Raw genomic sequence first — 20,346 nt, 5'->3', positions numbered from 1 at the left:
GCGCGCGGGAGTCCCTTCGCGACAGTGGCCGGTACAGCGGCGCCGCCCGACGGGCGCCGGAAAGCCGGTCGTGGTCCGGATCCGCGGAGACGCGGTGAAGCCGGAACCGGAAGTAATCGCCGCAGCAGACGGCGGTGAATCGCGTCCCTCGCGCACCCCAGCCCGGAACCCGCACGCCCAAAGCACCCGGGCGCGGGAAGAACGAACGTAACCCTGCCCCGTCGAGTCCTCGACCACGTCGACTCGCCGGAGGCGGCACCATCGCCACGCACCGCACCAACGCCAAGAAGAAGGCCGCGCGCAACACCGCATTCCGGTGTGTGCACTGCCATGCCCAGGTACCGCTGCACACCGGCGGCGGTTTCCGCAACCACTGCCCGTTCTGCCTGCACTCCGTGCACGTCGACGTGCTCCCGGGAGACCGGGGCGCCGACTGCGGCGGACTACTCGTACCGATCGCCGTCGACTACCACAGCAAGAAGGGCTACCAACTGGTCCATCGGTGCACCCGCTGCGGCGCCACCCGCCGCAACCGCACCGCCACCAACACCCGCTCCCCGACAACCTGGACCGCATCATCGACCTCATGCACCGCTGAGAGCGCCGCGCCGCCCGGCCGACACTGTTCGGCCAGGTGGTACCGGCTCCACCGAACCGAGTCGTTGACGGCCCACGCAGCCGCGCACGGACAACCTGGTTATCGCGACCAGATTCGCCGACGAATTCGGGCGTTGATGCGTCCCCGGGCCGTCGTCGAGTCCAATCTGTCAAGAATCGTAGAAGCCATCCCACTTCTCGAGATGGGTGAGATCGGCCGTCGCAACGCCATACAATGGTTTCGGGCTCGGAATAGTCAACGAGTCACGAGCTTGCCGTGCCTGCGATAAAACGCGGTCAAGAAGCTTGTTGATCATACCGTTCTCTTCTTTCATCACAGAGATCAACTTCTCGATCGCATTCTTCATGTTCGAGACTATTTGAGGGACGCTTGACCCATTAAGATCTATGCTCGCGAATGTTCCTGCCAGTCCGGCGGTGGCCGACCCAATTGCGGCACCAGCTCCCAGCAACTCCGGCGTTGCGGCGCCCAATGTTGCAATCTCGGACACTACGGCCGCCAACACCCCAACAATACTCAGTGACACAACCGCCGATGTCCCCTTATCCCAGGTCCCCCACGACTTCAACACATCCCGCGTCTTGGTTCCGATGTTCCAGATATCCGCGTAAGCGGCGGAGAGCAACCTCTGCGTACATGCCAGAGCAGCGGCTATCGAGATAGCTACACCGCTTTGCAGCCTAGCCGCGGCTGGGAGCGCGGCCATGTATCCAGCAAACGCCCCAGCGGCCGTACCATCCCAGCCCTCTAATAGATGGTTGATCTTGCCAATTCTCGTCGCGATCGGCTCATCTGGCATCTGGAAATTACCAGGGACCGCGTAGCTATCCCCGCTGCTTGCGCGATCCGGCCCCAGATCCATGTGGACACAGTAGGCCGCCTCCGACAGGTTGTTGATCGCCGGCTCAAAATCATGAGGGTTTGCTCCTGCGAACTGAACGAAGAGGCCCGGAACATCCTTCCACATCTGGAACGCTATGTCGGAAAAACCGCTGAGCGTGTCTGCACCTCGGTTTCTTTCTTCAAGGATATCAATACCGGTCTCGGCGTAGATTCCTCTAGCAGATGCCAGCCGGTCGGCCGACGTCAGATGAGCGCTGTAGTGATTGTACGAGCGAATTTGCGCACTCATCGCCGCCTTTTGAACGTCAAATCCGAGAGAATACAGAGAGTCCCTATCATGGTAGGTTAGGTCTGACATCAGGATTCCCCATGATCGCTCATAACAACACCCGGGACGTTGAAATCGACGACATTCTCGTGCACCAGGCCGTACGTAGGGTCATTTTTTACATAACTACGCATGGCTGCTTTGGCTTCGTCATCGGTAGCTGCGTAAGTATTGGCCACATGCACGATGACGCGGCCGGAGTGTTCCAAAGCGTCCGCCGTCTTGCCCATGGCATCCTGTACGAGATCTCGCAACTCACCGAACAGTCGATGACTCTCGCTCATCGAATGCTCCAGACCATCGGGCACCATCCCCGTATTGAACATTTCCTGGTCATGATGCGCCGTCCGTGCGACTGCCCTGTTCGCAACAGCAAAAGATGATGCGAGACGAGGTAGCTGAATCTGCCCAACGGACATCAGCTCACCAAGATCCGTCCAGAACTCCCAGCCTTTTGTTTTCATACTCAACTCTCACTCGTTTTTTCAAGACAGGCCAGAGGCTTTTTGATTTACGTAGATCTGCGTCTTGCTTGGGTCGGTCGCGGCCGGGGTCCAGATCCCGGTTTGCTCGTGCTCATACACGTCGGCGTCCAGCTGGATACGGGTCCCAGAGATGATCTTTCCTTCATGATCTCGGAGTACAACAACACCAAACGGGTCGTTGAGCACCGTTGTCCGGCCAGTATCCGCCCGAAGATCGAAGTCGAGCCCGACGTATCCTTTCTCGTCGCGGGCACTAAGATGCACGTTCACGGCATGCACACGCGGCCAGTGCGGGTACAACCTCGTGAATTCACTTTCAGTCATCCAAGCAGGCTCATCAGCCCACTCCTCTCCGCCGGTCGTTATTTTCAGCGACTTCACGTCGTCAGCCGTAAAGGGATCGTCTTTCTCCACGTCGATCGTGCCTGCGACGGCTAGCTTCTGCTTCGACAGAAGAGTCGGCAGATCCTCACCGCCGCCAACGAACACACCGTGAGCTTCAATCTCTTTTCCGCGGCCGTCGAGTGCCGAGGCGCCAACACGGACTCCGTACGCAACCCGATCGCAGGGGTTCTCAACCACGGCCGCCCACTCGATCACCCCGGAGCCAGCAATCGTGTGCGCCGAGAACCCGCTGGCAACAGCCTTCAACCGACACGGTGGCGCACTCCTAGGCGAAGCCACAGACGACTTGCCTACCCCGGGATGATCTTCCGGACTTTGAGTACATCCGGCAGCAAAAATGGCGATCGTTGATCCAAGAATCAACGCCAACGGGCAATGGCGGAACCGCGAATAGTTCATTCTTCCATACCCACTGCTTCGTAAGTTCCGAACATGAGGCGGGCACCGGGTGATCTCGCCTCGATGCCCGAGCCGGCCGCGCGTTGCGCAATGTCCACGTTGCTCCCCTGTTCGATGGCAAACACTGATTCGGAGCAGATGCTGGCAGATGGTCGCAACCGGCCAGGGCGCCGCACCCGGCACAGCAGGGCGGTCGGCAACGGACCGGCGCTCACCACGTGTTGTGTCGTGGCGGCGACATGAGGGGTGGTGGGGGTTCGGTAGGGTCGCGGCGGTCGGTTTTCGGGAGTTGCGGGGTGTTTGCCGGATGGCGTTGGACGGGGCGGCGGGGCCGAGCGACGGGCCGCAGCACGCAATCGATGGCGAGGGCACGGCGACGACGCCGGACCTGGCCGTGGGAGACAGCGGGCGGCACCTGCAGGCGGACGCCAAGCATCTGGCGGACGTCGCGCGCGAGCTGAGCAACCTGGCCGACTACCTGGACCGGGACCTGGGCAAGGCGGCGAAGCAGATCGTCGAGCTGTCCGGCCGGCATGCCCAGCACCACTACGGCGGTGCGATGAAGGACTGGAACAACCCGTCCGGCCGGTTCTCCGACGCCGACTACCTGTGGGGTCGCTACGGCGCGGCCGCCGCGTCGACGCGCGACTTCGGTACGAGCCTCGCTTCGGCGGTCCAGCAGCTCGCGGACGGCACCGAGCTGATCGCCAAGCGGTACAGGTCGACCGAGGCACGGAACCGACTGCTGGCCAAGCAGGTCGAGTCGCTGCTCGCCTCCAGCGGCGCCTCCGGCGGCAGCGCCACGGCGGCCGGCGCGTACGGCACGGCGGGCGCCGACCCGGCCGGCGACGCGCAGGGCGGAGCCAGCGGTACCGGCGGGACCGGCGCCGACGGATCGGGCGGGACCGGGGCCGGCGACTCAAGCGGCGCGGACGGCGGGTCAGGGACGAACGGCGGGTCGGATACGAGCGGGGCGGGCGATGGGGGCGCTGGGTCGACCGGTGGATACGGCGGAGGCGGTGGGGCGTGAGCGACGATGCGGACGGGTTCACGTGGGAAGGCATCATCCGCGCCGTGACGATGGCTGGTCGGCCGGACCGGGTCTTCGAACTGCAGCTCGCCTACAACAAGTACTTCCAGATCCTCGACGCGGCGTCTCGTACGCTGCGCGACATCCGCGGCAGGCTCAGCGAGAAGGACTGGTCGGGTACCGGCGCCGACGCGTACCGCAAGCACTACGACAGCCTGGTCATGGCCATCGACACGTTCTACGAGAAGACATCGAAGGTGGTCGAGCTGTCCGGTGACACCGGCGGCGCGCTGGCCCGCGCGATCGCCGACATCCCGCTACCCGACATGGGCGACGGCGAACACCCCGCCACGCACACCATCCAGTACTCCGACGCCGAGTCCGGCAATCAGGTGCAGTACCACTTCTTCCGCACCCACCGCGACCGCTACGACGACGGCGGCTTCCTCAAGTACATGTACGACCACAACGGGATCACCGCCGACACCCACGGCCGCCCGGCCGGCAAGGTCCCCAACGATCCCTACGGCCACAAGAAGAAGGCGATCGACGACTGGTACGTGCGCGGTACCCGCCAGGCCCGCGCCGCCTTCGGCACCCTGCTCGCCGCCTACAGCGAACAGACCTACGCCATCCCGACCGGGACCTTTGGCGTGGCCGGTGCTGAGGATCCCTTTGCGACGGGCGATGGAAGCGGCGCGGGCGCCCACGGCGGTGGAGATTTCGGGGGTGCTGGCTACAGCGGCTATGGCGGCTCGACCGGGCCGAGTATCGGGTCACCTCCGCCAGCAGCGCCGGACTGGCACGCTACTTCCTGGCGCTCCGATTTAGACCAGGCGAACGACGCCCGAGCATCTGGTGGATCGGCCGGTTATTCGCACCGGGCCGAGGCTCCCGGATCGGCGCTGGCCGGTGGTGCTGCTTCGGCCGCGCCTGGCGGCGGTCCCGGCAGTGGGCTCGGAGCTAGCGGAGGCGCGGGAGCCGGCAGCTTCGGTGGCGTCAGCGGTGGCTACGGTGCAGGCATCGGCGGTTCGGATCCGGCAACCGGATCCGGAGCGGCCGTCATGCCCCCGCTGGTCCCGCAGCGGACCGGCCGAGAGGCATCGCTGCTGGTAGAGGCGGGGCGGCCACGGCGGGCCGATCGAACATGTACGGCGCCATGCCGCACAACGGCGGTACCGGCGGTAACAAGGAGCGCGACGAGCGGCGCAGCTGGCTGACCGAGGACGATGACGAGATTTGGCGTCCAAAGAACCCGGCGCCGAAGACCAACAGCGCAGGGGCGATCGAGTGATCGACACAGGCAGCGCGGGGACAGCGCACCGCTCAGGCTGGCGGCGGCGCGCGGCGATCGTGGCGCTCGGCGTGATCGGACTCTTGGCGATTCCCACGGCGGCCCACGCCGACACTGTGCGCCATGGCCAGTGGTATCTCGACTATCTGCACGTGCCGCAGGCACAACGCGTCAGCACCGGCGCCGGGGTCACCGTCGCGGTGATCGACACCGGAGTCGACGCGAACCACCCAGATCTCTCTGGGCATGTACTGCCCGGTCGGTCGTTCGGCGTAGCGGCGGGGTCGTCCGCCCGGCAAGACACGAACGGCCACGGCACCGCGATGGCTGGAATTATTGCCGCGCAAGGGGGTAACGCGCAGCACGCGCTTGGCGTGGCGCCCGGCGTCGAGATCCTTCCCGCCCGTGTTGCTGCGGATGACGGCGCCGACCTCGACTACAACGCAGTCGCGGACGCCATTCGTTGGGCAGTCGACCGGCACGCCACCGTCATCAGCATTTCGTTGAGTAGCAATTCATCCACGCCACGGCTCGTCTCCGCGATCCACTATGCCGAGGTCCACGACGTGCTCGTCGTGGGCAGCGCCGGCAACGTCGATATGGGCATCACTTCGGTCGGGGCTCCGGGCCGTTTGAAGGGTGTCCTCAACGTCACGGGCGTTAACCAAGGAGGTGATTTCTGGACAGGATCGGCACAAGGCGAGTATGCGACGCTCGCGGCGCCTGCGGTGAAGATCGTTGGCCCGTCACCAGCAAGCGACAGTGGTTACGCACAGGGCACGGGCACGAGTGACGCAGCGGCGATCGTGTCGGGGGTGGCGGCGTTGGTGCGGGCCAAGTTTCCGCACCTGGACGCGGCGAACGTGATCAACCGGATCATCAGGACCGCCACGGATCGCGGGCCGAAGGGGTGGGATCAGCAGTACGGGTTCGGGATCGTCAACCCGGTCGCCGCGCTCACGGCGAACGTACCGACGGTCGACAAGAACCCACTGGGCGGCATCGTCGCCGATCCCCTCGCCTCGTCGGCGCCGGCCAAGGCGTACTCGCCGACGACCGCGGGGCGCCCCGGCACCAGCGGGCCGCTGGTCGTCGCGATCGTGATCGCCATCCTCGCTCTTCTCGCCATCATCGTGATCACCATCGTCGTGGTGGTACGGCGGGGCCGCGGCCCGGGTACGGGCGACAGGGCCGGAGGCAGGCAACCGGCGCCCTGGGCTGTTCCTCCGACGAACCGGGCTCCGGGCGGATCGGTTGGCGAGCCGAGTCTTGGCGCTCCCCCGCCGCCTGACAAGAATCGGTGACCAGCAGCCTTCCCGAGCCGCCGAAGAGCGCCAGTGACACGCAGGATCGGCGATGGCTCCGTGCCGCGCCCGCCGCCGGCACTCCAGCGGTGACGTCCAACTGCTAGGCGTCGCGTTTCACGAAAGTGCCGCGCTGCGGGATGGTGACGACCAGGCCCCGCTCGCGGAGATCTTCCATGGCTCGCCGCACCGTGTTGCGGGCCAGGCCGAACTCCTGGCTGAACGAGGACTCGGACGGCAGCCGCCGGGTGTACTTCCCGGAGGCGATCCGGTCCTCGATCACCGCCGCGAGCTGCTGCCAGGCGTACTCCGGCGCGTCAGGATCGATCGACATGAGCCGATCATGACAACCCGGCATGCTGCATGTCTGGCCGGTACACTGCTAACCATCCCTAACCTGCACTAGACTAGTACCTATCTGTTCAGCTAACGTAGCCGGCAACCCATCGACAGGGCCGGGTGGCGTCCAGTCCACGCCGCCCGGCCCCTGACCGCTCGCGAAGGGAGCGGCTATGACGAACCTTATCCGGCGGCCCGATCGACTCCCCCGCGCCGGACAGCTCGTGCACATCAGCCCGGCCGCCGGCGTGTACGGGGCGGGCGCCGCCTGGTGGCACGTGATCACCGCGGAAAAGGCACTCACCGAGGGAATGTGTTACCTGACCGCGGGGCCGCTCGACCCGAACGACAAGGAGGGACGGGCCCGAGTCTTCTTCTGCCGCCTCGACGGGCTGCTGGTCCAGGACGTGCGGTGAGGCTGGCCTACCTGGGCTGGTGCGTGGTCGTGCTGCTGATCTGCCTGGCGATCCTGCTCTTCGGCCAACGCCGCTGACCGCCCGCCTGGCACCGGGCGGCAGGATGTGCCGAGCCGGGTTTCCTTGGTACACAAGGAAATCCGGCGTCAGGCAAGGAAACCCGGCGGGACTACTCCGCCTCGGCCGCCTCGGCCGCCTCGGCGGAGGGGCCGACGTTGGTACGGGAGCGGACCACCTCGACGACGTGCGCGACGGCATCGTCGAGCGGGACGCCGTTGCGCTGCGAGCCGTCCCGGTAGCGGAACGACACCGTACCGGCGGTCACGTCGTCGTCGCCGGCGATCGCCATGAACGGGATCTTCTGCTTCTGGGCGTTGCGGATCTTCTTCTGCATCCGGTCGTCGGCGGTGTCCACCTCGGCCCGGATGCCCTGCGCCCGCAGCAGGTCCACGAAGGACTGCAGGTAGTCGGCGTGGTCGTCGCGGATCGGGATGCCGACCACCTGTACCGGCGCCAGCCACGCCGGGAACGCACCGGCGTAGTGCTCGGTCAGCACCCCGAAGAACCGTTCGATCGAGCCGAACAGGGCCCGGTGGATCATCACCGGCTGCTGCCGCGAACCGTCCGCCGCCTGGTACTCCAGGCCGAACCTCTTGGGCTGGTTGAAGTCGACCTGGATGGTGGACATCTGCCAGCTGCGGCCGATCGCGTCCCGCACCTGGACCGAGATCTTCGGACCGTAGAACGCCGCGCCGCCCGGATCCGGCACCAGCTCCAGCTTCGACTCCTCGGCGGCCAGTCGCAGCGCCTCGGTGGCCCGCTCCCAGTCCTCCGGCGAGCCGATGAACTTGTCCGAGTCGTCGCGGGTGGACAGTTCCAGGTAGAAGTCGTCCAGACCGTAGTCGCGCAGCAGATCCAGCACGAACGCCAGCAGCGTGCGCAGCTCGCCGTCCATCTGCTCGGCGGTGCAGTAGATGTGCGAGTCGTCCTGCGTCATGCCGCGCACCCGCGTGAGCCCGTGCACCACGCCGGACTTCTCGTACCGGTAGACGGTGCCGAACTCGAACAGCCGGAGCGGCAGCTCCCGGTACGACCGGCCCCGGGACCGGAAGATCAGGTTGTGCATCGGGCAGTTCATCGCCTTCAGGTAGTACTCCGCGCCCTCCAGCTGCATCGGCGGGTACATGGTGTCGGCGTAGTACGGCAGGTGGCCCGAGGTTTCGAACAGGTTGCTCTTGGTGATGTGCGGCGTGTTGACGAACTCGTACCCGGCCTGCTCGTGCCGGGTGCGCGAGTAGCCCTCCATCTCGCGCCGGATGATGCCGCCCTTGGGATGGAACACCGCCAGGCCGGAGCCGATCTCGTCCGGGAAGCTGAACAGGTCGAGCTCGGCGCCGAGCTTGCGGTGGTCGCGCTTGGCGGCCTCCTCCAGCAGCTTCAGGTACGCCTTGAGCTCGTCCCGGGTCGGCCACGCGGTGCCGTAGATGCGCTGCAGCTGCGGGTTGGCCTCGCTGCCGCGCCAGTAGGCGGCGGCGCTGCGCATCAGCTTGACCGCCGGGATCAGCCGGGTGGTCGGCAGGTGCGGCCCGCGGCACAGGTCGGTCCAGGCCAGGTCGCCGGTCTTCGCGTCGAGGTTGTCGTACATGGTCAGCCCGCCGGCGCCGACCTCGACGCTGGCTCCCTCGGCCGCCTCGCCCGCCGAACCCTTCAGGTCGATCAGTTCCAGCTTGAACTTCTCGTGCGCGAGTTCCGCGTGCGCGTGCTCGTCGGAGATCGGCCGCCGGTGGAACCGCTGCCCCGACTTGATGATCGCGCCCATCTTCTTCTCGATGGCGGCGAGGTCGTCCGGGGTGAACGGCTTCTCCGGCAGGAAGTCGTAGTAGAAGCCGTTCTCGATCGGCGGGCCGATGCCGAGCAGGGTGCCGGGGAAGATCTCCTGCACCGCCTGCGCCATCACGTGCGCGGCCGAGTGGCGCAGCACGTTCAAACCGTCCGGCGAGTCCATCGGCACCGGCTCGACCACCGTGTCGGTCGCCGGCACCCACTCCAGGTCCTTCAACGCGCCGTCGGCGCGCACCACCACGATCGCGGTCGGGCCGGACGTCGGCAGCCCGGCCGCGCCGATCGCCTCGGCCGCCGTCGTACCGGCCGGCACGAGGACGGAGGCGGTCGCACTCCCCTGGGCGGCGGTCGCTGCGGGCACGATGACTCCTCGTCAAGAAGGCTGCGGGACGCCGGACCGACGACTCGGCCGGACCCGTTCGATGCTATCGGTCGCTCTGCCGGCGACGTGCGCGGCCACCTGGCCATACCACCCATCGGCGACGCGTCGGCCCGGCCCGGGCCGAACCGGCCGGGGACGCCCGGGCCGGTCCGGGCCGCCACCCGAAGCCACCGCACCGGCACGGAACAGCCGCCCCGGCCGGGTCGGCGCCAGCAGCCCGGAGCGGCCCGGTCGACGTTGGCCGTGGCCGCGAGCACCCTGCACACCGCGCCGGTAGCCCGGAGCGGCCGGGTCCGCCCGAGGGGTCAGCGCCAGAAGGAGTCGCGGCGGTCGGAACCGTCTCCGCGGCGCTGGCGCCGGCCGGACCGGCGCGGCGCGGGCCGCTCCCCGACGAACGCGGCGAGCAGGTCGACCGCCCGCTGCCACAGCTCGTCCAGGTCGGTGCCGCGCGGCGGTTCGTCGCCGTCGCAGGCCCGCAGGTCGGCCGCCAGCGCGGCCAGCTCGGCGCGGCCGGTGGTGCGGTCCGGCAGGCCGTCGACCAGCGCGGCGAGCCTGGTACCCAGGTCGGCCAGTGCGGTCCGCCGGTCGTCGGCCGGGCCGAGCGCGCGCAACCGGCGCAGCTCGATCGCCGCCTGCTGGTGCGCACCCTCCATCGGATCGGCCGAGGGCTGATGAGCGGGCGCGAACCCGGGGCGACCGAACACCGCCGGCCGGGAGCGCCGGGCGGACACCCCGGGGCCGCCCGACGGGGCGGCACCGCCGGGTGCCGCCGGGGCGCCGGGGGCCGGCGCGCCACCGGACGCGGCCAGCTTCATCGCCATCGGCCGCATGCCGCCACCACCACCGGCCGGCATCGACGGCGGCTCCCAGCCGGACGGCAGCTCCACCGGCTGGGTCACCCGGCGCCGGGCACCACCTTCGGTGACCACCCGGCTGTCGACCGCCACGTACGCGGTGAACCGGCACAGCACGCCGAACCGCAGCGAGGTGGCCACGATGTTCGCCTCCACGGCGGCGCGGTCGGCGGCGCCGATCGCGTACCTGTCCTCCAGGTCGCGCAGCCGGCCGCGGGCCCACACCGCCGCCGCGGCCGGGTCCTCGGCCGCCGCCAGCTCGGTGGTCGTCGACCACGCGGTACCGTCCGGGCGCCGCGCGTGCACCCGGACCCGACCGGCACCGGTGGTGCGCAGCCGGGCGGTCAGGACCACCGGCGCGCCGGGGAACAGATCAGGCATCCGGGCCGGGGTGAGGGTGCCGTCGACCGGCTGCGGGCCGTCGAACTCCAGCCGCAGGTCGCGCAGCACCGGGGTGGAGATGCGCCGGTGGATGGCGGTCATCGCCTCGTCCAGCCGGTCCATCGACTCCACCAGCTCGCACCGGCCGCCGCCGAGCGTGGCGAGCCGGCCGAGGAACCCGGCGTTGACGGCACGGTCGATGCCCACGGTGTGCACCCGGACGTCGGCGAGCCGGTCGGCGCTGGCCGCGACGATCTGGTCCTCGTTGCCGACCTGGCCGTCGGTGACGAGCACCAGGACCCGGTCCCGGCCCGGCTCGGACAGCAGCGACAGCGCCTCGGTCAGCGGGGCGAGCAGCTCGGTACCGCCGCGGGCATCGGTGCGGGCCAGTTGCTCGACCGCCGCGTACCGGTGCCGGTCGGTCGCGGCGACCAGCCCTTCCGGCAGCCCGGCGGCGTGCTCGACTAGGTGGTCGAACAGCAGCACGGTGAACCGGTCGGCGTCGGTGAGCGTGTCCACGATCCGGGCCGCGGCCCGCCGCGCGGCGACCATCTTCCAGCCGTTCATGCTGCCCGAGCGGTCCAGCAGCAGGACCACGTCGCGCGGGCGCGGCGGCACCGCGTCGGTCGGCGGCAGCAGGGTGAGCCGCACCGTACCCGCGCCGTACTCGGAGTCGGTACCGGAGCCGGTCGGGTCCGGGCCGGTGCCGGCCGGTCCGGGGTCGGCTGGTTCGGGGTCGGCTGGTCCGGGGTCGGCTGGTCCGGGGTCGGCTGGTTCGGCGTCGGCTGGTCCGGCGTCGGCTGGTCCGGCGTCGGCTGGTCCGGCGTCGGCTGGTCCGGGGTCGGCCGGTTCGGCGTCGGCTGGTCCGGTGCCGGCCGGCTCGGGGGCCGGCCGATCCGGAGCGACGCTCGCCGCGGTGGCGACGGCCTTCGCTCCGTAGCCGAGCCGCAACACGAAATCGCGGTCGGCGCGCTCCCCCGGCTCGACGGACAGCCGGACGCCGTCGTCGGTCTGCTCGGTCTCGACCGCGTGCAGGCTGGAGCGGACCTGGCCCAGCGGCAGCCCGGCGGCGTCGATGCGCACCGTGACCGACAGGTCGATCGGGTTCGGGAACCCCGGCAGCAGCACCGGCGGGGTGATCCGGGACGCGTCGGGCACCGCGTCGGTGTCCGGGACCGTACCGTCGCCGACGGAGCCACCGGGCAGCGGCGTGCCGGGGATGTAGCGGGGCGCGACCACCAGCGGGAAGCGGAACGTCGCGGCATCGTCCACGTACGGCAGCAGCCCCTCGGTGGTCAGCTCCACCTCGACCCGCTCGCCCGGCAGGATGTTGCCGACCCGCATGGTGAACACGTCCGGCCGCTCCTGCTCGGCGATCGACGCCCGGTGACCGCTCTCGACGGCCTCGTCGTACCGCTTGCGGGCGGCCGCGCGCTCCTGCAGTTCGGCGACCACCACCCGGTCGGCGGCGGTCATCCGCATGCCGGTCACCGCGGCCCGCGGCGGCAGCGGGAAGACGTACGTGGCCTCCAACGGTTCGTCGTACGGATTGCGGAACGTCTGCCGCAGCACCGTGTGCGCGGTCAACCCGACGATGCGCGCGTCGACGGCGAGCGCGGCCAGCGGCAGGTTGCCGCGCGGGGTGGTCAGCGCGCCGGCGCCCGGTTCCTCGTCGGTGGCCGCCGCGCCGGTACGGCGAGCGCCCACCCGGTCGAACTCGGTGTCGCCGAGCGGCGTCAGCTGCACTGTCATCGCGGTTCCTCCTGCGGGTCGCTGCGGTCAGTGTCGTCCTTCGCGGCGTCAGCCGCCGGACCATCGCCGCGCTGCGCGGCGAGCGCGGCGAGCAACGGTGCCGCGGCGGCGCGCAACGCGGCGGACTGCGCCGCGGTCGGCGCCGCATCCCCCGGCGGCAGCAGCAACACCGCCCCGCCGCCCAACGGCAACCCGTGCACGAGGCCGGCCGGCTCGTCAGCCGGCCACCCGCGCGGGGCGGCCACCGCCGGACGATGCCACCCCGAGCCGCCGTCCCGGGCCGAGCCGCCATCCTGGGCCGCATCACCGTGCCGGATCGATCCGTCGTCCTGAGCCGGGCCGCACTCGCGGGCCGAACCCTCGTCCAGTACGGCGCCGCCGTGGGCCGGGTCGCCGCCGTGGGCCGGGTCGCCGCCGTGGGCCGCGCCGCTGGCGTGGGCCAAGTCGCCGCCGTGGGCCAGGTCGCCGCCGTGGGCCGGGTCGCCACCCTGCGGCGGCGCAGCGGTGCGGGTGCCGGCGCGAGGCGGCGGCACCGCGGCGGGCACGTCGAGCCAGAACCGTGGCCGCACCGGGACCTGCTCCGACGGCGCGGCGGCGGTTTCGCCGGCCAGCAGGTCGGGCGGCACCGCGGCGATCGCGGCCAGCTCGGCGTCGCCGGCGCCGGCCAGTTCGGCCTGGATGTCGGCGAGTCGGGCACCCTGCGCCTGCCGGCGCTTGACCGCGACCAGCTGCAGCAGTTGCCGGCGACCGTAGAGCGCGACCCGGCCGCGCATCACGCCGGGCCGGTCGACCAGTCCGGTGCTCGCGTACCACCGGACGGCGCGGCGGTCCGGCAGCTGCCGGACCCGCCCGTTCGCGGCCGAGGTGCCGGACAGGGCGCGGCCGGCCCGCTCGACGAGTTCGTCGAGCGTCCAGAGCGGTTCCGTCCGCCACGGCTGCGGTTCCATACCTGAACCATGACACTGACATCGTGACAGTGTCAACCACCACAGCAACACCCTTGCCAGAAGAGCGTTAGCGATATATCTTCGAAGACACGTGATAGAGCTGAGAAGGTAAAGGAGAAGGATCATGGATTACGCCATGGACCCACGAATGGCACACCTGCGCGGCGCCCTCGGACGCGGGTTCGCCCGCTACGCCGAGTCCGGCCACCACCACGACGGCGGGCGCAGCCGCGATCGCGGCGGCCGCGGGCACGGCGGCGCCGAGCGACGCGCGTACCACCGGGGCTGGCGCGGCGGAGGGCCGGGCTTCGGCCCCGGCTTCGGCGGCTTCGGACCGGGCTTCCCGTTCGGACCCGGCGGCCACCGCGGCGGCCGGCGCGGCTCGCGGGCGGCCCGCGGCGACATCCGGCTCGCCGCGCTGGGGCTGCTCGCCGAGCAGCCGATGCACGGCTACCAGCTGATGCGCGAGATCGCCACTCGCAGCGAGGGCGCCTGGCGGGCCAGCCCCGGCGCGGTCTACCCGGCCCTGCAGCAACTGGAGGACGAGGGCCTGATCGAGCCGCAGCCCGGCGCGGGCAAGCGGGTGTTCACCGTGACCGACCAGGGCCGGGAGTACGTCGAGGAGCACCGCGACGAGATCGACGGGGTGTGGCGGTCGGCAGCCGAGGGCGTCGACGAGAGCTGGCTCGCCCTGGCCGACACCGGCCGGCAGGTGATGCAGGCGTTCGGCCAGGTGGTCAGCGCCGGCAACCGGCAGCAGGTCGCCGCGGCCACCAAGCTGATGGCCGACACCCGCCGCCAGCTGTACCGGATCCTCGCGGAGGACGAGTCGGACGAGCCGACCGACGGCGCACCGGCCGACGACGCGTAGCGGTCCGCGCCGCACGGCGGTGGCTGCCTGCCGGAGCCGCTGCGCGAGTACACCGGGGGCCGGGGGCGCGGGTGCAGCTCCGGAACGACTGACGGATCACTTCCGCGGTCAAAAACGGGACGCTGGCCACTGCGTCGGGCGATCATGGCAGCAGCCGGGCCCGGCCGGGCCCGGCTGCTGTGGTGAGGAGAGCGCAAGATGACACAGATCCCGGACGGCCCGGTCGTGGTGGGCGTCGACGGGTCGCAGGCCGGCGGGGCGGCGATCGACTGGGCGGCACGGTTCGCGGCCGAACGCAACCTTCCACTGCGGCTGATCTACGTCTTCCCGTTCCCGTCGCTGGCCGCCTCGGTCGCGCCGGAGAGCCTGCCGAGCGAGTCCGAGCTGCGTCCCGGGTTCGAGCGCATGATCGGCGAGGCGGCGGACCGGGCCCGCAAGGCGGCCGGCGCCGAACTCGCGGTCAGCGGCACCGTGATCGAGGGCGTACCGGCCGAGGCGCTGGTCGACGAGTCCCAGCGGGCCCGGCTGGTGGTGCTCGGCAGTCGCGGTTACGGCGGTTTCCGGGGCTGCTGGTCGGGTCGGTGAGCGTGCAGGTCGCGGCGCACGCGGCGAGCCCCGTCGTGGTGGTTCCGCCGCGCGGCGAGGGCGACGGCCACGGGCCGGTCGTGGTCGGCGTGGACGGCTCGGAGCTGTCCGAGTCGGCGGTGGCGTTCGCCTTCGAAGCCGCGTCGTTCCGCGACGCGGAGCTGGTGGCGGTCAGCGCCTGGCAGGTGCCGGCCGGGCTGGACCTGGTGCCGATGCAGGTCAACGTGGACCAGTTCGGCGACGACCAGGACCGGGCACTGGCCGAGAGCCTCGCCGGCTACCAGGAGCGGTATCCGGACGTGCGGGTGCGCCGCCAGGTGTCGATGGGCAGCGCGGCGCAGGTGCTGCTGGAGGCGGCGGCGGACGCCCAGCTGGTCGTGGTCGGTTCCCGCGGCCGCGGCGGTTTCAAGGGGCTGCTGCTCGGCTCGGTCAGCCAGTCGGTGCTGCACAACGCGAGTTGCCCGGTCGCGATCATCAAGGACCGCGCGACGCAGGAGTGAGCCCGGCCGCCGGGCGGTGGCGGGCGCGTCGCTCCGGCGCGCCGCGCGCCGCCGTCAGCGACCGGCGAGCAGCTGGACGTACTGGACCTGCCGGTGGATCGCGTGCGCCTGCGCGGCGCCGGTCACCGGCAGGTCCACCACGTGCTGCCGGCCGCCGTCGGTGCCGCAGACCTGCACCACCCCGGTGGTCTGGTCCTGCCGGACCAGGAGGAACAGCAGCGAGACGAACGGCACCACGAAGAAGCCGAGCACCGCGGCCACGATCGCCGCGGTCGGGATCACCCGGCGGGTCTGCCAGTAGTCGTAGCTGCGCCACACCGAACCGGACAGCGGGAAGCTGCCGCCCGGGGTACGCACCGTGTCGGCGGTGATGGCCAGCGGCCCGAACCGCACCAGCACCGCACCGGCGTCGCCGGTCCAGCGCGGCGGCCGCGGCGGGGCCGGCACCAGGTCGGCGGTGAGTGCCGCGAACTGGGACCGGCTGGACGCGGCGTAGGCCGCGGCGGCCCGCCGGTCGAACTCGGCCAGATCCAACCGGCCGGCGCCGACCGCCTCGCGCAGCCGTCCCACCAGCGCGTCCCGCTCGTCGTCGGTCGGCTCGATGCCCCGCGCGCCCCGCCCGACGCGGGGTCGGCGTCGGCGGGCCGCGGCGCCGCCGGAGTCTGCAGTGCCATGCCCACCATGCTTCCGGGCGAGACGGGCCGCGGGCATCGGGTGCGGTACCGAGCTGTCCCCCATCCAGCCCTCAGGGATGACCCCGAGCCGCGGGAGCGGACGCAGAACCGGTCGCCGCCGGCCCCGACGGCGCCTCAGACCCCCTCGGAGGTGGCGAGCCGGCCGGTGACCACCGCCGGTCCGGCCGCGGACCGTTCGTGTACGCCCAGCGCGGTGACCGCCGCGACCACCAGCGCCACGCCGAGCCACTGGGTCGGCGCGAACCTGTCGCCGAGCGCGAACACCCCGACCAGCGCGGCCGTCGCCGGGAACGCCAGTTCGGCCAGGGTGGCACGCGACGCCGGGGTCCGGCGCAGCCCACGGTAGTACAGCAGGAGCGCGAGCAGGCCCGGGATCAGCGCCAGCGCCACCACCGCGGGCCAGTCCCCCGGCGCCACCCGCCACGAGGTACCGGTCGCCAGCGCGATCAACACCGCGGTGGGCAGCCCGATCGCGAACCGCAGCACGGTGAGCGTGGTCGGATCGAGTTCGGCGGACACCAGCCGGCCCAGCACCGTACCGCCGGCCCACAGCGCGGCGGCACCGACCGCGAGCAGCGCCGCCTCGGCGCTTGCCAGGCCGACGTGCAGCGGGTCCGGGAAGGTCAACAGCCAGGCGCCGGCCAGCGCCGGCACCACGAACAGCAGGTACCGCCGGTGCAGCCGCTCGCCCAGCAGCAGCCCGGCCAGCCCGATGGCGAACAGCGGCTGCAGCTTCTGCAGTACCAGCGGGGTGATCGCGTCGCCCTTGGTGAACGCCAGGGTGAACAGCGTGGTGGCCAGCGCCGAGGCGCCGGCACCGACGCCGATCATGGCGAGCCGCTGCCGACCGGTCAGCCGCCGCCAGCCGCGCCAGGCCCGCGGCAGCAGCGGGGACAGGATCGCCACGCACACGGCGTGCTCCAGCACCACGATCAGCGGGGTGGGTAGCTGGGTGGTGAGCGGCTTGCGCAGCAGCGCGTCGGTGCCCCACAGCGCCGACGACAGTGCCACCAGCCAGGTCAGGTCGCGGGTACGGGCAGGTCCGGTCATGGCTCGATCATGTCCTGCCGACCGTGCCCGGCGCGAGCCGCACCCCGCATCGTTCGCTGACCGGCCGGGGCGAGCCCGACCGCCTCGCCCCGGGCCCCCGTCGCGCCCGGGGTCAGACTCCTGCGGCGTGTACCACGTGCGAGAGCAGCGTGGCGGTGGTGACCGGGCCGACCCCGCCCGGTACCGGGGTGACGGCGGCGGCGACGTCGACCACCTCGTCGGTGCGGACGTCGCCGGTCAGCCCACCGTCCGGGGTCGGGTTGGTCCCGACGTCGACGACCACCGCGCCGGGCGCGACGTGCTCGGCACCGAGCAGCCCGGCCCGGCCGACCGCCGCGACCAGCACGTCGGCCCGGCGGGTGTGTTCGGCGAGATCCCGGGTGCGAGAGTGACACACGGTGACGGTGGCCTGCTCGGCGAGCAGCAGCGTCGCCGCCGGCTTCCCGACCACGGTGGACCGGCCGACCACGACGGCGTTCCGGCCGGCCAGCTCGACCCCCTCGGCGCGCAGCAGGTGCAGCACCGCGGCGGCGGTGGCCGGCGGGTAGGCGCTGGCCCCGGCGGCGAGCAGCCCGGCCGAGCGCGGGTTGGCGCCGTCGACGTCCTTCGCCACGTCGATCGCGCTGCCCGCCTGCACCGGCGTGACGCCGGCTGGCAGTGGTGTCTGGCACAGCACGCCGTGCACGGTGTCGTCGGCGGACAGCTCGGCCAGCCGGTCGACCAGCTCGTCGGCGCCGACCGGCGGCCCGACCACCCGGCACTCGATGCCGAGCCGCTCGGCGGTGCGGGACAGCTGCCGCACGTACCAGGCGGCGCCCTCGTCCGCTGTCGGCACCACGATCGCGAGGCACGGCCGGACCGGCGCGGCGGCGACCCGGTCGGCGAGTTCGGCGCGCAGCGCCGCGGCGATCGCCCGGCCGTCGATGAGCCGGCCGGTCACGACGACAGCTCCGCGCGCAGCCGGCCGGCCAGCTCGCGGGCCGGGGCAAGGCGGTCGGTGGCCGCGGCGAGCCGCGCCGCGAGCGGCGCCCGGTCCGGCTCGGGCAGCGCGGCCAGGTTGATCTCGACGTTGATCGCGGCGGACTCGATCGCCGCGGCGGCCGTGCTGGCCGCGACCGCGACGTCGGAGAGCACCGTCCGGTTGGAGCGGCCGGGCAGTTCGGCGGCCAGGTCGGCGATCTCGGCGGCCACGGCCGCGATCGCCAGCGGCGGCTCGGCGGCGGCCACCGTCGCGGCGCGGATCGCCGCGGCCCGGCCCGGATCGGAGCGGTCCGTCCGGTAGGTCGCCATCAGCTCGCGAAACGCCGCCGCGTCCCGGCCGACGAGTGCGACCGCCTCGGTCCGCAGCTGCCCGGCGCGGGCCAGGATCCGGGTGGTCGCCGGCTCGTATGCCGCGTACTTGGTGCGGCCGGTGGTCAGGTTGGCCACCATCTCGACCAGTCCGGCGGCGATCGCGGCGGTCATCGCCGCGGCGGCGCCGCCGCCCGGCGCGGGCGCCGCGGACCCCAGTTCGGCGAGCCAGTCGTCGACACTCTGCATGCGGCGAGCCTACGTGCGCCGGATTGCCGGGTGCTCCGGTACCCGGCAACTGCCGGCCGGGCTCGCAAGGTGTCGCGGCACTGCGGGGCCGGCCCTCACGGCACCGGCTGGCCGGCACGGATGCCGGAGGGTCCGCCGGCGGCTCAGCGGCGGCGGGGGCGAAGCGGGTCGCCCCCACCGCGATCAGTCCGGTCAGCACCGCCACCACCACGAACGACACGGACAGTGAGGAGGCGCCGGCGATACCGCCGATCACCGCCGGCGCGGCGAACCCGGCGCCGTACGAGATGGTCGCGACGCCGGCGATCGCGTGCCCCGGATGGCTGGTGGCCGAGCCGGCCGCGGTGAAGGTCAGCGGTACCACCACCGACACCCCGACGCCGAGCAGCGCGAACCCGAGAATGCCCGGTGCCGCCTGGCGGGACACCGCGACGAGCACCGCGCCGGCGGCGGCGAGGATGCCGCCCATCCGTACCGTGCCGACCACCCCGATCCGGTTGACCACGCCGTCACCGACCAGCCGGCCGGCAGCCATCGCGAACGCGAACCCGGTGTACGCGCCGGCCGCGACGCCCTGCGGCGCGTGGGCGACGTCGGTCAGGTACTTGGCCGCCCAGTCCGAGCCGGCGCCCTCACCGAACACCGCGCAGAACCCGAGCAGCCCGAGCAGCAGCACCGGGCGGGGCGGCAGTGCGAACGCGGGCGGCTCGACCGCGTCCGGCCGGGGCCGTACCGGCGGCAGCAGCCGGGCCGCGAACTGGCCGAGCACCAGCAGCACGGCCGCCAGTACCGCGAAGTGCAGCCGGCCGTCCACGTTCAGGGCCGCGGCCAGCACGCCGACCCCGGAGGCGGCGAGCCCGCCGACGCTCCACAGCCCGTGCAGTCCGGACATGATCGACCGGCCGACTGCCTGCTCGACGGCGACCGCCTCGGCGTTCATCGCCACGTCGGCCATCCCGGAGGCCGCACCGTAGATCAGCAGCGCCGCGCACAGTGCCGGCAGGTTCGGGGCCAGTGCGGGCAGCAGCAGCGCGGCGCACCAGCAGCCCAGCAGGACCCGGGTGACCCGCCGGCCGTCGTAGCGGTGCAGCAGCCGGCCGGTGAACGACATCGCACCGATCGCACCGATCGCCGGGAACAGCAGTGCCAGGCCGAGCTGGCCGGTACCGACGCCGACGTGGTCGGCGAGCCACGGCACCCGGGTGGCGAACGTGCCGGTGACCGCGCCGTGCACCACGAACACGCCGGACGCGCCCAGCCGATCCCGCCGCATACCTGCCCCACATTCCGTCGCCGGACCGTACGGCGTCCACGGCCGAACCGGTGCCTGCCGATCATCTCCGCCGCCCGGCCGGCTGCCGCACCACGGCACGCCCGGATCGTGACGGGAGCCACACCATCGTGCACTCCGCGACGGCGCTCGGGCACGCGGCTGGCGTCCCGCGCCCGAGTCGGTGAGAACGGCCATCGCCAGCAGCCCCGGCCG

Annotated in this window: 17 protein-coding genes and 2 pseudogenes; 7 read left to right on the top strand and 12 right to left on the bottom strand. The window is 71.6% G+C overall.

Annotated features, from left to right (window positions below; all coding sequences use genetic code 11):
• The first annotated feature begins 134 nt into the window (after positions 1-134).
• Positions 135-887 carry an RNHCP domain-containing protein gene (locus tag Athai_RS35260; RefSeq protein ID WP_203961817.1) on the top strand — a complete coding sequence of 251 codons (753 nt, stop codon included), beginning with the start codon at positions 135-137 and terminating at the stop codon, positions 885-887.
• Here Athai_RS35260 and Athai_RS13535 read toward each other — a convergent pair.
• The 3 genes from Athai_RS13535 to Athai_RS13525 all read right to left on the bottom strand — a co-directional run bounded on the left by Athai_RS13535 (position 768) and on the right by Athai_RS13525 (position 3,079).
• On the bottom strand, positions 768-1,751 hold the full coding sequence (locus tag Athai_RS13535) for a hypothetical protein (protein WP_203961816.1): 984 nt from the start codon (positions 1,749-1,751) through the stop codon (positions 768-770). The genes Athai_RS35260 and Athai_RS13535 overlap by 120 nt on opposite strands.
• Before the next feature lie 68 nt (positions 1,752-1,819).
• On the bottom strand, positions 1,820-2,260 hold the full coding sequence (locus tag Athai_RS13530) for a hypothetical protein (protein ID WP_203961815.1): 441 nt from the start codon (positions 2,258-2,260) through the stop codon (positions 1,820-1,822).
• Positions 2,261-2,275: 15 nt separating this feature from the next.
• On the bottom strand, positions 2,276-3,079 hold the full coding sequence (locus Athai_RS13525) for a hypothetical protein (RefSeq protein ID WP_203961814.1): 804 nt from the start codon (positions 3,077-3,079) through the stop codon (positions 2,276-2,278).
• A gap of 307 nt (positions 3,080-3,386) precedes the next feature.
• Here Athai_RS13525 and Athai_RS13520 point away from each other — a divergent pair, with 307 nt between their 5' ends.
• The 3 genes from Athai_RS13520 (at position 3,387) to Athai_RS13510 (ending at position 6,707) form a co-directional block, all read left to right on the top strand.
• Positions 3,387-4,109 (top strand): hypothetical protein, encoded by a 723-nt coding sequence (locus tag Athai_RS13520; RefSeq protein WP_203961813.1) that lies wholly within the window; start codon positions 3,387-3,389, stop codon positions 4,107-4,109.
• Positions 4,106-5,329, top strand: coding sequence for a hypothetical protein (locus Athai_RS13515; protein WP_203961812.1), 1,224 nt, complete (start codon positions 4,106-4,108; stop codon positions 5,327-5,329). Before Athai_RS13520 ends, Athai_RS13515 begins: the two co-directional genes overlap by 4 nt.
• A 70-nt stretch (positions 5,330-5,399) precedes the next feature.
• On the top strand, positions 5,400-6,707 hold the full coding sequence (locus Athai_RS13510) for a S8 family serine peptidase (protein WP_203961811.1): 1,308 nt from the start codon (positions 5,400-5,402) through the stop codon (positions 6,705-6,707).
• A 103-nt stretch (positions 6,708-6,810) separates the two neighbouring features.
• On the opposite strand, the gene Athai_RS13505 is transcribed toward Athai_RS13510, so the two are convergent.
• Positions 6,811-7,041: a winged helix-turn-helix domain-containing protein gene (locus tag Athai_RS13505; protein ID WP_203961810.1), complete on the bottom strand. Its 231-nt coding sequence runs from the start codon at positions 7,039-7,041 to the stop codon at positions 6,811-6,813.
• 178 nt (positions 7,042-7,219) lie between these two features.
• Between Athai_RS13505 and Athai_RS13500 the strand changes: the two genes are divergently transcribed.
• The gene (locus tag Athai_RS13500; protein ID WP_203961809.1) at positions 7,220-7,462 is read left to right on the top strand and encodes a hypothetical protein; all 243 of its coding nucleotides are present in this window, start codon (positions 7,220-7,222) and stop codon (positions 7,460-7,462) included.
• Between the two features lie 169 nt (positions 7,463-7,631).
• On the opposite strand, the gene thrS is transcribed toward Athai_RS13500, so the two are convergent.
• The 3 genes from thrS to Athai_RS13480 all read right to left on the bottom strand — a co-directional run bounded on the left by thrS (position 7,632) and on the right by Athai_RS13480 (position 13,620).
• Positions 7,632-9,665 carry a threonine--tRNA ligase gene (gene thrS, locus Athai_RS13495; protein WP_203961808.1) on the bottom strand — a complete coding sequence of 678 codons (2,034 nt, stop codon included), beginning with the start codon at positions 9,663-9,665 and terminating at the stop codon, positions 7,632-7,634.
• 326 nt (positions 9,666-9,991) lie between these two features.
• Positions 9,992-12,673, bottom strand: coding sequence for a VIT domain-containing protein (locus Athai_RS34115; RefSeq protein ID WP_239156915.1), 2,682 nt, complete (start codon positions 12,671-12,673; stop codon positions 9,992-9,994).
• Positions 12,670-13,620: a hypothetical protein gene (locus Athai_RS13480; RefSeq protein WP_203961807.1), complete on the bottom strand. Its 951-nt coding sequence runs from the start codon at positions 13,618-13,620 to the stop codon at positions 12,670-12,672. The genes Athai_RS34115 and Athai_RS13480 overlap by 4 nt, the downstream gene beginning before the upstream one ends.
• A gap of 124 nt (positions 13,621-13,744) precedes the next feature.
• Between Athai_RS13480 and Athai_RS13475 the strand changes: the two genes are divergently transcribed.
• Positions 13,745-14,491: a PadR family transcriptional regulator gene (locus Athai_RS13475; protein ID WP_203961806.1), complete on the top strand. Its 747-nt coding sequence runs from the start codon at positions 13,745-13,747 to the stop codon at positions 14,489-14,491.
• A gap of 198 nt (positions 14,492-14,689) precedes the next feature.
• A pseudogene (locus tag Athai_RS13470) lies at positions 14,690-15,576 on the top strand (universal stress protein).
• A 54-nt stretch (positions 15,577-15,630) separates the two neighbouring features.
• Here Athai_RS13470 and Athai_RS13465 read toward each other — a convergent pair.
• The 5 genes and pseudogenes from Athai_RS13465 to Athai_RS13445 all read right to left on the bottom strand — a co-directional run.
• Complete coding sequence (locus Athai_RS13465) at positions 15,631-16,314, bottom strand: DUF1707 SHOCT-like domain-containing protein (protein WP_203961805.1); 684 nt, start codon at positions 16,312-16,314, stop codon at positions 15,631-15,633.
• Between the two features lie 71 nt (positions 16,315-16,385).
• Positions 16,386-17,321, bottom strand: coding sequence for a DMT family transporter (locus Athai_RS13460; protein WP_203961804.1), 936 nt, complete (start codon positions 17,319-17,321; stop codon positions 16,386-16,388).
• 112 nt (positions 17,322-17,433) lie between these two features.
• Complete coding sequence (locus Athai_RS13455; RefSeq protein WP_239157395.1) at positions 17,434-18,261, bottom strand: bifunctional 5,10-methylenetetrahydrofolate dehydrogenase/5,10-methenyltetrahydrofolate cyclohydrolase; 828 nt, start codon at positions 18,259-18,261, stop codon at positions 17,434-17,436.
• Positions 18,258-18,860, bottom strand: a complete 603-nt coding sequence (locus Athai_RS13450; protein ID WP_203965643.1) for a cyclodeaminase/cyclohydrolase family protein — start codon at positions 18,858-18,860, stop codon at positions 18,258-18,260. The genes Athai_RS13455 and Athai_RS13450 overlap by 4 nt, the downstream gene beginning before the upstream one ends.
• Positions 18,861-19,179: 319 nt before the next feature.
• A pseudogene (locus tag Athai_RS13445) lies at positions 19,180-20,133 on the bottom strand (MFS transporter); the annotation flags it as partial.
• Between the last annotated feature and the right edge of the window lie 213 nt (positions 20,134-20,346).

This window comes from Actinocatenispora thailandica, from assembly GCF_016865425.1.
Classification (GTDB): Bacteria; Actinomycetota; Actinomycetes; order Mycobacteriales; family Micromonosporaceae; genus Actinocatenispora; species Actinocatenispora thailandica.
The sequence above is the reverse complement of the archived record's forward strand: the minus strand, read 5'-3'. Positions and strand labels throughout refer to the sequence as shown.